General features: G+C 43.5%; 15 protein-coding genes. 11 read left to right on the top strand and 4 right to left on the bottom strand.

Annotated features, from left to right (window positions below; translation table 11 throughout):
- Positions 1-36 precede the first annotated feature (36 nt).
- Both C6H00_RS06805 and C6H00_RS06795 read right to left on the bottom strand, forming a co-directional pair.
- Positions 37-1,047, bottom strand: coding sequence for a lipid A deacylase LpxR family protein (locus tag C6H00_RS06805; protein ID WP_199769211.1), 1,011 nt, complete (start codon positions 1,045-1,047; stop codon positions 37-39).
- 479 nt (positions 1,048-1,526) lie between these two features.
- A complete protein-coding gene (locus C6H00_RS06795) occupies positions 1,527-3,287 on the bottom strand; it encodes a methyl-accepting chemotaxis protein (protein ID WP_158655752.1) in 1,761 nt (586 codons plus the stop codon).
- A gap of 432 nt (positions 3,288-3,719) precedes the next feature.
- Here C6H00_RS06795 and C6H00_RS06790 point away from each other — a divergent pair, with 432 nt between their 5' ends.
- From C6H00_RS06790 to asd, 8 genes are read left to right on the top strand one after another with little or no spacing between them, the layout of a single operon-like run.
- Complete coding sequence (locus C6H00_RS06790; protein ID WP_104750242.1) at positions 3,720-4,451, top strand: (Fe-S)-binding protein; 732 nt, start codon at positions 3,720-3,722, stop codon at positions 4,449-4,451.
- Position 4,452: 1 nt separating this feature from the next.
- The gene (locus C6H00_RS06785; protein WP_104750241.1) at positions 4,453-5,898 is read left to right on the top strand and encodes a LutB/LldF family L-lactate oxidation iron-sulfur protein; all 1,446 of its coding nucleotides are present in this window, start codon (positions 4,453-4,455) and stop codon (positions 5,896-5,898) included.
- A complete protein-coding gene (locus C6H00_RS06780; RefSeq protein WP_104750240.1) occupies positions 5,891-6,562 on the top strand; it encodes a LutC/YkgG family protein in 672 nt (223 codons plus the stop codon). The genes C6H00_RS06785 and C6H00_RS06780 overlap by 8 nt, the downstream gene beginning before the upstream one ends.
- A 9-nt stretch (positions 6,563-6,571) precedes the next feature.
- Positions 6,572-7,027: a peroxiredoxin gene (locus tag C6H00_RS06775; RefSeq protein ID WP_104750239.1), complete on the top strand. Its 456-nt coding sequence runs from the start codon at positions 6,572-6,574 to the stop codon at positions 7,025-7,027.
- 3 nt (positions 7,028-7,030) lie between these two features.
- Positions 7,031-7,747, top strand: a complete 717-nt coding sequence (locus C6H00_RS06770; RefSeq protein ID WP_104750238.1) for a glycosyltransferase family protein — start codon at positions 7,031-7,033, stop codon at positions 7,745-7,747.
- Between the two features lie 44 nt (positions 7,748-7,791).
- Positions 7,792-8,331 carry a glycosyltransferase gene (locus C6H00_RS06765; protein WP_324728718.1) on the top strand — a complete coding sequence of 180 codons (540 nt, stop codon included), beginning with the start codon at positions 7,792-7,794 and terminating at the stop codon, positions 8,329-8,331.
- Between the two features lie 52 nt (positions 8,332-8,383).
- Positions 8,384-9,694 carry a histidine--tRNA ligase gene (gene hisS / locus C6H00_RS06760; RefSeq protein ID WP_104732756.1) on the top strand — a complete coding sequence of 437 codons (1,311 nt, stop codon included), beginning with the start codon at positions 8,384-8,386 and terminating at the stop codon, positions 9,692-9,694.
- Positions 9,691-10,686 carry an aspartate-semialdehyde dehydrogenase gene (asd, locus tag C6H00_RS06755; protein ID WP_104750236.1) on the top strand — a complete coding sequence of 332 codons (996 nt, stop codon included), beginning with the start codon at positions 9,691-9,693 and terminating at the stop codon, positions 10,684-10,686. Before hisS ends, asd begins: the two co-directional genes overlap by 4 nt.
- On the opposite strand, the gene C6H00_RS06750 is transcribed toward asd, so the two are convergent.
- Both C6H00_RS06750 and C6H00_RS06745 read right to left on the bottom strand, forming a co-directional pair.
- Positions 10,670-11,176 carry a DUF2147 domain-containing protein gene (locus C6H00_RS06750; RefSeq protein WP_104750235.1) on the bottom strand — a complete coding sequence of 169 codons (507 nt, stop codon included), beginning with the start codon at positions 11,174-11,176 and terminating at the stop codon, positions 10,670-10,672. The two genes, asd and C6H00_RS06750, sit on opposite strands and share 17 nt — an antisense overlap.
- A gap of 13 nt (positions 11,177-11,189) precedes the next feature.
- On the bottom strand, positions 11,190-11,687 hold the full coding sequence (locus tag C6H00_RS06745; protein WP_104750234.1) for a YhcH/YjgK/YiaL family protein: 498 nt from the start codon (positions 11,685-11,687) through the stop codon (positions 11,190-11,192).
- A 90-nt stretch (positions 11,688-11,777) separates the two neighbouring features.
- Between C6H00_RS06745 and C6H00_RS06740 the strand changes: the two genes are divergently transcribed.
- The 3 genes from C6H00_RS06740 to C6H00_RS06730 are packed head-to-tail and all read left to right on the top strand — an operon-like array spanning position 11,778 to position 13,241.
- The gene (locus tag C6H00_RS06740) at positions 11,778-12,374 is read left to right on the top strand and encodes a DUF3943 domain-containing protein (RefSeq protein ID WP_233704468.1); all 597 of its coding nucleotides are present in this window, start codon (positions 11,778-11,780) and stop codon (positions 12,372-12,374) included.
- Positions 12,375-12,432: 58 nt separating this feature from the next.
- A complete protein-coding gene (gene ribA / locus C6H00_RS06735; RefSeq protein ID WP_104750232.1) occupies positions 12,433-13,020 on the top strand; it encodes a GTP cyclohydrolase II in 588 nt (195 codons plus the stop codon).
- Positions 13,020-13,241 (top strand): MoaD/ThiS family protein, encoded by a 222-nt coding sequence (locus tag C6H00_RS06730; RefSeq protein WP_104750231.1) that lies wholly within the window; start codon positions 13,020-13,022, stop codon positions 13,239-13,241. Before ribA ends, C6H00_RS06730 begins: the two co-directional genes overlap by 1 nt.

The following is a 13,241-nucleotide window of genomic DNA, read 5'->3' as shown; positions in this document are numbered from 1 at the left end:
AAGCCCGAATTATACTCTTTAAGTCTTAAGTTTTTTTCAAAAAGCCAAACTAATTTCCGCTGTGCCAATATTGTGGCTTAAAGGTTGGTCGCGAAAAGTCTTGCTCAGATTTGTCGCTACAAACGCAAGCCTAAAACCTTTATAGAGTAGCGCAATCCCTCCTTCAATCCCAAAGAGAGCTGGGGGCAGAAAGGTTACATTTCTAGTATCCGGGCTATTGCCCTGCACAAAAATATCTAAAGGAGCATAGGTCCCACTCGCCCCTACAAAACCATAGATTGAAAGCTTATCACTATAAGGAAAACCCCCACTAAAATTGGAATTGATCTTATTGGGTCCAAAATCTGCATCTAAATTATAACCCATACGCAACATCGAACCTAGTCTAAACTGCGTGATGGCATTGCCCAAAGTGATCGTAGCTCCCGGGAGCATGTCTATAGAGAAAAAACGCGTAGTAAGCAGGGGGAGTTTATAAAGATATTGGTAAGTGAACTCAAAAATAAATTCATTGCGCAACTGGTGTGCCCAACCATAAAATTTCGCATCTCCACGCATGTCATGAATCCAGTCTTGTATTTCTCTAGCAAAAGCATGAGGCCCTACCATACCAAAAGAGAAATCTAATTTTTCTAGAACATGTTTACTGCGTTGAAACACCCCTAAATCTGCTCTAAGCCAACCGGCGTAGAGGTGATCATGGGGAACAACTCCGGTAATAAGGTGATTTTTTAAACTCGGAGTGTAAATGCTTTGGGTTAAAGAAATGCTAAAGCGAGTCATTTTAGGAGATTTGTAAAGCAAGCTCAAATAACGACTCCACGCTATCCAAGAGCGATGATGCGCTGCGCCCCAAAAGTTGTACTCTTTACTTGCATAACCCACGCGGTTTCCAGCCGTGTAATAGCGATCGACTGGATACACATAGGCATCATTTTCACTTAGGAAATCTATGTATTGTCTTTGGTGTGGGGTTAGGAGAGTGGGAGTCTCTAGCAAAGAGTGTGCGGAAAGTCCAACGCAAAACAATAGGGCTAAATGAGTCAAACGCCTCTTTCTAAAAGAGAGCGATTTCCTAAGCAAAGCGTTCCAGCAGACACTGACACGAAAAGCTTTGTGTTTAACGCCTATAAGGCCATTTCTTGTCCTAAAGGGCGAATGCGACGATTTTGGCATAATTAAAATTACCAAGTGTTTATATCTCCGCCCTAAAAGACAGAGTTTTGCGCGAATGAATAAATGAATAAATGAATAAATGAATAAATGAATAAATGAATAAATGAATAAATGAATAAATGAATAAATGAATAAATGAATAAATGAATAAATGAATAAATGAATAAATGAATAAATGAATAAATGAATAAATGAATAAATGAATAAATGAATAAATGAATAAATGAATAAATGAATAAATGAATTCTAGCAAACATAGCATCTCTTAGCAAGTGGTCTATAAAAATGAGCCAAGCACATCAGTACTTGAAAAACCCCAAATTGCAAAACAAAACCCCCTCTTTGTGATTTCAAACCTTAAATTTACCCAATTCGTAAGCAAAAATGTCGGCTGTTTGGTTTAAAGAGGTACTCGCTTGGGCAACAGCCTTTACACTCTCTTGGTTGGAAGCTGTGAGATCCCCAATCGTATGAATTTCCTCCATGATCTTTTGAGCTAACTTAGCTATATCTTTAAAGACTTTTACATCCTCAATGGTGGTATTGATGATGGTTTGAATCCCTTGTACGTTTTCATCAACCACACCTTGTAAAGCATGGGCGGCTTCTGAAACTTTTACAATCTCTTGAGCGTTGCTGTGGAGGTCTTTACTAATATCATTCACACTTTGCACCACACCATTAATAACACCATGCACTTCGCCTAAGCTAGATTGAGTTTTTTCAGCTAATTTTCTTACCTCATCAGCCACCACTGCAAACCCGCGCCCATGTTCACCAGCACGGGCAGCTTCAATGGCCGCGTTGAGTGCTAAAAGATTGGTCTGATCGGCAATGTCTGCGATGATGGTCAAAACTTTTTTGATTTCTTCGGTGTCTTTAGAAGCCTGCTCTAGTTTGTCGGAACAATCAACCCCTGATTGGGCGTTTTTGCTCAAATCGCGGCTAAATTCCTCAATAGTGGTGCGCACTTTCTCTAGCGTGTGTGTGGTGTTCATCAAATTATCGCTATTGCTCGCTGCATTATCCGCACTCGTGAGAATATTGGTGATCACCTCTTCTCCATTGTGTACCACCACTTTAATGCGTTGCTGCTCTTCAGTAGCATTATGAGAAACTACATCGGAGCTACTCTGCAGATTATGAGCGATTTCAGTATTTTGCGCGCTATTGCGTTTAATAGTAGAGATAATGCCATGCGTCTTGTCTAAGAAGGTGTTGAAACTCTTGGAAATCACGGCAATTTCATCTTTGCCATGCACGGCTAGGCGTATGGTCAAATCGCCATCTTTGGAAGCTAAGGCTTGGATGAGTTTAGTCAGTCTTTTCAGGGGTTTAAAGAGAATGTTGAGCAGGATAAATAGCAAAATAATAGAAATGACCGTAGCGATGATAGAAATGGCAATAATAGTTTGTTGGATAATGCTTAAATCTTTGAGCACAAAATTTTTATCGCTCACAGCAAGCACCTTCCAAGAAAAGCCCGGAACCGTGGTGTAAACATAATACTTGGCTGTGCCATCCACGCTACTCTCAATCAAGCCATCATGGCGGGCTAGAATTTCCTTAAGAATGCCTTCTTTTTCCGGATAGACTTCCAAAAACTTCTTACCTTGCTCCAAAGACCCAGCACCCAAAACAAAGCCTCCCTGATCTAAGAAGTAGAGGCGTACTTGGCTAGAGGAATGTTTTTTAGCACTATCTTCCACATAGTTTAAGGGAATATTTGAACCCAAAACACCCTTAAATACGCCATTTTGGATAATGGGGACTGCATAGGAAACTACAAGGTGATTGGTAAAAAGATCGACATAGGGTTCTGTAATGATAAGACCCCGATTTCTTTTAGCCTGTTGATACCATGATCGCTTGCGTGGATCATAGCCCTTAGGAATGTGCCCCACGGTCTTAAAAATTCGCCCATCTTCAAAGGCGATATGTAAATCTGTGCTATCCATTCCATATTGCACATAGCTTAAAATCTTTTGCACCATCGCCATGTCGTTTAAGTCTAGTTTTTCAATTTGCCTAGAGGTATTTATGAGTGCGGCACGAATGGCATCATCCCAGCCCTTGAGAGAATAAGAGAGCAGATCAACGGTCTTCTCCAATTGTGCTTTAGCACTTCTTGTCATACGAGAATAAAGCCTATAGTTAAGGATAGTGGCTGTCGCTATAAAGCTTATAGATAGCAAGATGGCAAAAACAAGTGAAATTTTTGTTTTGAAACTCATAGTAACTCTACTCCCAAAAAAAGAATTGCATAATTCCGTTTTTGACTCCCATTCCACAGGCAAACCCTGAATGTACAAGTCTCAGTAGATCAGTAGATCAGTAGATCAGTAGATCAGTAGATCAGTAGATCAGTAGATCAGTAGATCAGTAGATCAACTTTACAATACTATCATAGAAAAACACGTAAGTAACTTTTCTAAAGCGTATTTCACATAATAAAACCATCAACTTAGTAACAAGGTTACTCGCGCGCTTTTTCTCAATTTTAGCTACAATAAAGGGTATGTTTTATTTTTAGAAGGACTTGCATGAGAGTTTATTTTTTTGCCACTTGTTTGGGAGGAGCTGTTTTTAGCCAAACTGCGCTTAATTGTATCAAGCTTTTACAAAGAGAAGGGGTTGAGGTAATCTTTAAAAAAGATCAAACCTGTTGCGGGCAACCTAGCTATAATTCAGGCTACTACACCCAAACCCGCGAGATTGTCCTGCACAATGTGCGCCTTTTTAAAGAGGATTATCCCGTGATTGTGCCCAGCGGTTCATGTGTGGGGATGATGGCGCATGACTATTTAGAGCTCTTTGAAGGGCATAAGGAATATGAGGAGGTCAAAAACTTCGCCTCAAGAGTTTTTGAACTCTCTGAATTTTTGGATAAAAAATTAGAGGCGCGCTATGAGGACATAGGCGCGCCCATTAAGGTTACTTGGCATTCCAATTGCCACGCCCTGCGGGTGTCTAAGGTGATTGAAAGCGCGAAAAAAATTATCGCCCAGTTAAATAATGTAGAGCTTGTACCCTTGCAAAGAGAAGAGGAATGCTGTGGCTTTGGAGGGACTTTCGCGGTCAAAGAACCTGAGATTTCCGGAGCAATGGTGCGCGAAAAGATTAAAGATATTGAAAACCAAAAAGTAGAATGCATTCTCTCAGCGGATGCAGGTTGCTTACTCAATATTAGTGGGGCAATGGCTAAAATGCGCAGCTCCACTAAAGCCATGCACTTTTATGATTTTTTAGCCCAAAGAATAGGCATAGGAGCTTAATATGATACACACTCATAGCGATCATGATTATGAACATGTTATTAACGAGAAACTGGGCGATACGCAGATGCGCACGAATTTGCGCTCTGCGATGGACACTCTCATTGCCAAGCGCAAGGATTTACTTACAAACCGTTTTCCTGAATGGGAAGAGTTGCGCACTATGGGGCAAAACGCCAAGCTCAAAGTTTTAGCCCAGTTAGATAGCTATGTACAAAAGTTTGAGGAAAACGCCACCAAAAATGGCTTTGTAGTGCATTATGCCAGCACAGCTAGAGATGCCAATGAAATCATCTATAACTTAGCCAAAGAGCGCAAGGTAGAGCGTATTCTCAAGGGCAAATCCATGGCCAGCGAGGAAATCGGTCTGAACCACTTCATGCAAGAAAAGGGCATTGTGGCCAAAGAAACGGACTTGGGTGAGCTCATCATCCAACTCATTGACGAACACCCCGTGCATATTGTCGTGCCTGCCATCCACAAAAACCGCCACCAAGTGGGTAAAATCTTCCAAGAAAAGCTAGGCGCGCCTTTAGAAAGTGAACCAGAAAAGCTCAATGGCATTGCTAGAAAACATATGCGCACAGAGTTTGAGGGCTTTAAAATGGGACTCTCTGGCGTGAATTTTGCGATCGCCAATGAGGGAGCCATTTGGCTAGTAGAAAATGAGGGCAATGGACGCATGTGCACCACTGCTTGCGATATCCATGTCGCTATTTGCGGGATTGAAAAAATGGTAGAGAGCTTTGAGGACGCATCCCTTTTAAATAACCTGCTCTGTCCTAGCGCGGTGGGTGTGCCCATCACCTGCTATCAAAATATCATCGCCGGACCACGCAAAGAGGGCGAGCTAGATGGCCCTACAGAAGCGCATATTATTTTATTGGATCATAACCGCTCTAATATCTTGGCTGATGAAAAATATTACCGCGCTCTCTGCTGTATTCGTTGCGGGACTTGCCTCAACCACTGCCCAGTCTATGACAAAATCGGCGGGCATGCCTATTTAGCCACTTATCCCGGGCCCATTGGAGTGGTGATCACTCCCCAACTCTTTGGGTTGGATAATTACGCCCACATCGCCAATCTCTGCAGTTTGTGTGGGCGTTGCGGGGAAGTGTGCCCGGTAAAAATCCCCCTGCCTGAGCTCATTAGGGATTTGCGCGCGGAGAAAAGTCATGAAGGGCGGGGGATTGTACGCGGTTATAAGGACACTAAGCATAGCAAATTAGAGGAGCTGGGCATGAAGGTCTTTGCTAAATTGGCCAGTAGCGGCACGGCATGGCGACTTATGCTCACAATGAGCGGATGGTTTGCCCCGCTGGGCAAGTTTGTGGGGCATTATACCCCTGTGCTCAATAAGTGGCTCAAGCATCGCGAAATGCCCCAAGTGGGGGGTAGCGTGCATGCCAAAGTGAAATCTCTAGCGGGGGTGATTTATGAGTAAGCAAGTTGTACTAGAGCGCATCCAAAACGCGCTCAAACGCCATAGTGTTACGCATGTGGACATTCCCTATAAAAATATGATTGTGGATACCAAAGAGGATCTGCTCGAGGAATATAAGTATTACCAAGACTTAAACCGCTCAGAGGTGGTTGATTCAAGCTCAGAAAATCTGCTCGCAGAGATAGAAAACGCTCTCAATGCTTTTGAGAGCCAAAAACTTCTCTACGCCACAGACTTGCCCTGTGATATAGAAGCGCTAGGAGGAAATTACACAAAAATCCCTTATAATCAGCCTGTAGAGGCTTTTAGAGAAGAGATTTTTAATATCGATACGGCGATCTTAAAGGCGACTTGCGGGGTGGCTAATTTGGGCATTGTGGGCGTGGTCTCCTCCCCCTCTAGTCCACGCTTAACCTCGCTCATCACCCTCAAATGCATTATCTTATTGGAAAAATCTAAAATTGTACGCAATTTGGCACAAGGCTTAGAAGCACTTAAAAAAGCAGGCATGCCTCAAGATGTCAAAATGCGCGATGAGGATTGTAAGCATTGCCTGCCCACTAACATGCTCCTTATTGGGGGCCCTAGCCGCACGGCAGATATTGAGTTACAAACCGTCTTTGGTGTGCATGGCCCTATGGCTGTGCGTGTAATCTTATATTAGGGAGAAACGATGCGTTTAGAACCAAATACCCTAGCCCCCGCTTTCACTCTCAAAAATGCGCAAGGGCAGAGCGTAAGCCTAAAAGATTTTTTAGGTAAAGTCGTGGTGCTTTACTTTTATCCTAAGGATAACACCCCCGGATGCACCATTGAGGCGCAGGATTTCACCAAATTAAAAAGCGCATTCCAAGCTAAGGACGCGGTGATTTTGGGGGTGAGCCCAGATGATGCCAAGAGTCATTGCCATTTTATCGAGTCTGAAAAATTAGGCATTGAACTTTTAAGCGATCCTAATTTGGAAGTGCTTAAAGCTTATGGGGCATATGGTGCTAAAAACATGTATGGCAAGGAAATAGAGGGCGTGATTCGCTCCACTTTTGTGATTGACAAAGAGGGCAAGATCGCCCACGCGCTTTACAATGTCCAAGCCAAAGGCCACGCTCAGAGAGTGTTAGGGTTAGTTTGAACAATGGTTATTCTTTATTGCACAGAACAATATATCCCCTTGCAAACGGGCACAGCTACGGCGGATTATGGCCTGACTAGCGCGCTGGCGCAGGCCGGTCATCAGGTCTATGTGATTACAAGCGATACTTTTAACCATGCAGAAGTGGCGATGTCCTTAAAGCGGCAGGGGGATAGGCATCCTCTTACCAGTGGCAATATTACCAAACAAGCTTTAGAGTTTGCGCCCAATCTCTATATTGTTGAGTTTCATATTTATAATGAAAAGTGGGTTTGGCAGGGCGAACTTGAGGCTTATGTAGATTTTGTCAAAAATTTTGATTGCGATATTTTAGTTAATTCTTCAATTGGCACTTGGAACAGCGATGCAATCTATCTTCACCTGAGCACTTGCAAAGCAAAAAGAAAGTTTTTAAGAAACCATGTTGAATTTAAAGATATCCCTCCTGCACCTCAGCATTCGCCTATTTCTTGGAAGACGCTGTTTCACAAATTTAACCACAAGTCAAAGCCACAACAATCAGAACACCCTCTTGTTTATATAGCAAGCCAGCTTAGAGCTTATGATAAAGTCTTTTTGTTACATAAAGATAGTTCTCTATACCAGTATCTAAACAGCCTGGATTCTCTTAATGTGGAGATTTTGCCCAATGGGGTTTTTTCTAAAGACATTAATGCACCCAAGCAATTTACCCCCCCCCCCCCCTCCCCCAGCAACTAAAAAGACTCGACAGATTCAACACATACAGCACCAGTTTACAGAACATTCTTGCAGAATTAATTCGAGAACCTTTTATTCTCAACATCTCCAACTATTACCCTGAAAAGGGGCAGGAGGTGGTTTTGCGGGCCTATTATGCTAGCCAAACACAAATCCCTCTAGTCTTTGTGGGTTCTTTAAATCATGGACACACTTTGGATCGCCTCAAATCGTTAAAAACCTATGAGTTAGATGAAATATATGGCTTTAAAGAAGTGCTGTTTCTCTATGACATCGGACGCGAGGTTGCCCTAGAGCTTTGTAAAAATGCCACACTCTTTTTACATGGCAGCACGGGAAATTACGAATCCTTTCCTATGGTGCTTTTAGAGAGCATGCAATTTGCCACTCCGTTTATTTGTACACCGGTGGGCAATGCTTTAGGGCTTTGTCCAGAATTGGTGGTGCAAGATGCCTCACAAATGGCAGTCAAAATAGATACTCTACTGGGCAACCCTGATTATTACGCACAAATTTCCCAACAATTGCACGCACGCATTCAAGAATTTACCTATGAGAAAATCCTAGAAAAACTGCTCGCTTAAAAAGCAACTTTGACTAAACTGCTATAATAGTGCATCTTAACAAAGGATCGCCATGATCACCCCTAAAACTTTGAGTGGCTTTAAAGACAGACTCCCCAAAGAGGCGATGGCTAAGGGAGCGGTGCTAGACAAATTGGCCAGTGTGTTTAGAAGTTTTGGATTTGTGCCCATCGAAACTCCTCATTTGGAATACGCTTCCATTCTAACCCAAGAGGAGGGGGAGATTCAAAAAGAAATCTACCTCTTTAAAGATCATGGCAAAAGAGAAGTGGGGTTGCGCTTTGATCAAACTATCCCCTTAGCCCGTTTTATCGCCCAGCACCACCACGCTCTAGGACTGCCCTTTAAACGCTATGCTATTGGTAATGTCTTTAGGGGGGAGCGCGCCCAAAGGGGGCGTTATCGAGAATTCACGCAATGCGATTTTGACTTTATCGGAAGCAAAAGTTTACTTTGTGATAGCGAGATCATTCAGGTGATCATCGCCAGTCTGAAAGCTTTAGGCTTGGATGAATTTAGCGTGTGGATCAACCACCGCAAGATTTTAAATGGGTTGTGCGAACATTTTGGCTTGCATACCCAAGAGGAGATTCACGCACTCTTAAGGGTAGTGGACAAACTGAGCAAGATCGGTCAAGAGGGCGTGCTCTTGGAGCTCAAAACCCTTTTCCCGCAGTTGCAGTTTGCAGACCTGCTAGAAATCATCAACACAAAGCAAAATGGCGACCCCTTAGAATTTTTTAAAAGCGTGGCTTATTTGAAAGCTTATAACTCCACTTTAAAGGAGGGCTTGGAGGAGTTAGAGAGCCTCTTTAATCTCCTCCTCTCTTTAGAAATCAATCCTGAGCATTTTAAAGTAGATTTCTCCATTGCTAGGGGGCTTGGGTATTACACCGGGATCGTCTATGAAACCACCCTCAATGCCCTAGCGACTTTGGGAAGTGTATGTTCAGGGGGGCGTTATGATAATCTTTCTAAGAGCTTTAGCACCCAGAGTTTGCCCGGTGTGGGCGCATCTATTGGGCTAGATCGCTTGCTAGTGGGTTTAGAGGAGCTCGAATTAGTGGAGAGTAAATCCACGAGCGCGCGGGTGTTAGTGGTGTGCATGCACCCCTCCCACTTCGCCTATGCTAGTCAAGTTGCCCAAAAATTCCGCCAAAGTGATGTGAATGCAGAACTCTACCCTGAAATTGAAAAACTCAAAAAACCTTTCAGTTATGCCAACCAAAAGGGGCATGAATTTGTGGTGGTTTTAGGAGAAGAAGAAGTGCGTAACAAGAGCTTAACCCTCAAGAACATGACGACGGGGGTGCAGGTGAATCATTTGAGCTTTTTGGGCGCATTGGCGATGGTGAGCGAATGAAGGGCTATAATGTCGCCCTTGTAGGGGCAAGCGGGGCGGTGGGCTTGGAGATCATCACACTTTTAGAGCAATGGCATTTTCCTCTTAAGAGTTTCAAACCCTTAGCTAGCAAGAGAAGTGCTGGGACAAAACTCACACTTATGGGGCAAGAATATGAGATTTTACCAACCACCCATGAGAGTTTTGAGGGTATAGACATCGCCTTTTTTAGCGCGGGGAGTGGAGTGAGTAAGCTCTTTGCTCCTAGTGCGGCTAATGCAGGCGCGCTGGTCATTGATAACACTAGCTTTTTTCGCTTAGAAAAAGACATCCCCTTAGTGGTCCCAGAGGTTAACGCGCAGGATTTAAAAGATTGCCCTAAAAATATCATCGCTAATCCTAACTGCTCAACTATCCAAATGGTGCAGGTGCTCAACCCCCTACATAAGGCTTTTGGGATCGAGCGGGTTTGTGTGAGCACTTATCAGGCAGCTAGTGGAGCGGGCAAGCGCGGGATTGAAGAGTTGCAAGCACAGATGACAGGTAGCCAGCAAGCTCAAGTCTTCCCCCACCCCTTAGCCTTGAATGTGATTCCTCAAATTGATATTTTCATGCCCTCTGGCTACACTAAAGAGGAGATGAAGATGGTGCAAGAGACGCACAAGATCATGCATGTGGAGTTTCCCATTAGCGCGACTTGTGTGCGTGTGCCTGTTTTGCGTAGCCATAGCGAGAGTATTAGCATCCACTTCAAGCAAGCTATAGACGCTTATCAAGCCCAAGAGGTGCTCAAAAGCGCGCCTAACATCGTGCTCTTAGATGAGCCTAGCAAAAATCTCTATCCCATGCCCATTAGTGCTAGCCACACCGATCAAACCTTTGTAGGAAGAGTACGATCCGATCTCTTCGATCCTAAAATTTTACACCTGTGGTGTGTGGCCGACCAACTCAGAGTCGGCGCAGCTAGCAACGCGGTGAAAATTGCCCTAGAGCGGATCAAGAGCCATCGTTAGGGATTTCTTTAAGAGTTTCTAGCACTTGAGAAAAATCCGGCTTGACAATGTCATGATTTTTAAGATAGGCATTATCGAGCTTCTTCCAAATAAAAGTTTTGCCAAAAAAACCATGTCTATCTAGGCTGGGTAAAAATTTCAGATCGCCATTTTTCTTTTGACGCACGCGCACATAGTAAGTCCGTCCATCATAGAAGTTGTAGGCATGCCCTCCTCTATAGATGTTTCCTTCCACATGCGTTAATCCATACAAGAATACCACGCCTTTGTCGCTACGATCTCTGAGTGCTGGATTTTTATTGTAAATGTCCTTGCGAGCACTGGAGCCATCTACATTAGCAATCCCGTAGGCGTAGTATTTGTCTCCATATTTAAAAAATTCCACATAAGAGCTTTTCATATAGAGAAAAGACTGGGTTTTATACACTCCTTCCAAAGTGCTAGCTCCAAGAGCCACGATTGAGCTAAGAAAAAACCAATAAGAATGCATTAACTCTTTCACCTCATAATTTTAGTTTAATTAATTCTTTAGGCACTTTAGCCACCACTTTGCGTACAAGTTCAGAATCAATAGGGCGTGTCGTGTGCGCATCGTAATCCATGAAAATGCCCAACATTCCTGCATGCATAGGGATAGCACATGGTTTGGAATGTGCATGGTAAGTTTGGCGATCTATATTAGCATCATAGGAATCTTGCACCTTTAAATCTGTAATATCACTCCAAAGTATAAGCTCACTTCCCTCTACCACCAAGAGAAAATCCACATACGCCCTATGTGTCTCTAAAACCCCCTCTTGCGTGGGTTGATAAACGATTTCCATCGCATGTATGCCGTGCTCTAGGGGACGCTTGGTAGAACCTTCCTTTTGAGTCATCAGAGATTGATGCCACGCATGTCCACTTGTAAGCATATTTTTGAGATAATCATAGAGCGTTTCGAGCTCTCGAGTCTTCCTAAACAAATGTTCCAAAGTGTCTAGTTTACCTATTACTGCCATTATATCCTCCAAATCGCGAATTCTAACAGGAAAAACCTAATGGATTTTAAAGTTTTTTTTTGTCGAGAATCCCAAAAACTAAGGTGTGTTGTGCCGTCCTTGGATTCGTTCATGGTGGGTTATGTCCCCAATGATCGCCTAAAGTATTTGTGTGCTAGCGTGGGCATTTTAGGTCTAGCCTTTGTGTTGGGGATTGTGGGGCTGTATTTGATGCCCGAGAGTATTACCCATTGGAGCAAAGAAAAATTTGGGTGGTTGAGCTGGTGTCAGAATGTGCTTTTAGGACCGCAGTTTGATCACGATCTATTCATCTTTAATGGCGTACTGCACCCTTATTTTGGGGCGATTTACTACATGCAAGCGCGCGTGGCAGGTTATTCCAAACGCGCCTGCGTGCTCTTTACTTTTCTTGTTTCTACCTTTTTTTGGGAATATGGCTTAGAAGCCTTTGTAGAAATCCCTAGCTGGCAGGACCTCATTTGTACCCCAGCGGTAGGTCCTTTAGTGGGGGAGCTGTTTTTTTACGCCACACGCACCATTCAAGATCGCCAAAAACGCCTATGTGGGTCTAAGAGTCTAGGCGCAATCGCTCTCTTTGGCATGGATTTTATCGGCTTTATGATCCAAAATTTAGGGTTAGCCAAAATGCTGGGCATTCACAATAAAAACGCTTTCAAGGAAAATTAAGCTAATTTTACCAAAATGTTAAATTAGCGTGCTAGAATGTGCTATTCAAAGGTAATTTATGGAGTGTTTTTTGCAAGTTTCAAGCCAAGCGGAATTGCCTACCAAATTTGGGGAATTTCGCATCCAATCTTTTAGAGAACAAAGAGAGGGGCAGAGTTTTGATCACCTCGTGGTCTTCACCGCACACCTTGAGAGTCCCCCCCTCGTGCGCCTGCATTCAGAGTGTTTAACTGGAGATGTTTTTGGGTCGCAAAAATGTGATTGTGGCGAAGAGCTCGCCATGTCTTTACAGAGAATTTACGCCCACCCACAAGGGGGTATGCTCCTTTATTTGCGCCAAGAAGGGCGAGGGATTGGTCTTTTTAATAAAATCAACGCTTACGCTCTGCAAGATCAGGGTTATGACACCATTGAAGCCAACCGCGCCATCGGCTTTAGGGACGATGAGCGGGATTATGGCGTAGTGCAAGAGATTTTCAAGTATTACAATATTGAAGAAATCTGCCTATTGACAAATAACCCCCAAAAAGTGGAAGCGTTGAGCGCGTTTGTGAAAGTAGAACGGCATAGTATCATTGTGCCCAGTAATTGCCATAATGCGCAATACCTTGAAACCAAAAAAAATAAGATGGGACATTTACTCTAATGGTGCGCGTGGAGTTTTTAGGCCCTATTCAAGAGGCGACCCTAGAACTGGAAGTAAGCTCTTTACATGCGCTCAAAGAAATTTTAGCTCAGAAAGAGAGCTTGAAACCATGGCTGGCCATGAGCGCGGTGGCACTTAATGGGGTTTTAATAGACGATCTGCACACCCCCTTGAAGGCGGGCGATCATATCATGCTCTTGCCTCCTGTGTGTGGAGGTTAG

The sequence above is a fragment of the Helicobacter cynogastricus genome (genome assembly GCF_900197855.1).
In the GTDB taxonomy this organism is placed as follows: Bacteria; Campylobacterota; Campylobacteria; order Campylobacterales; family Helicobacteraceae; genus Helicobacter; species Helicobacter cynogastricus.
This window is presented reverse-complemented; position numbering and strand designations above follow the sequence as displayed.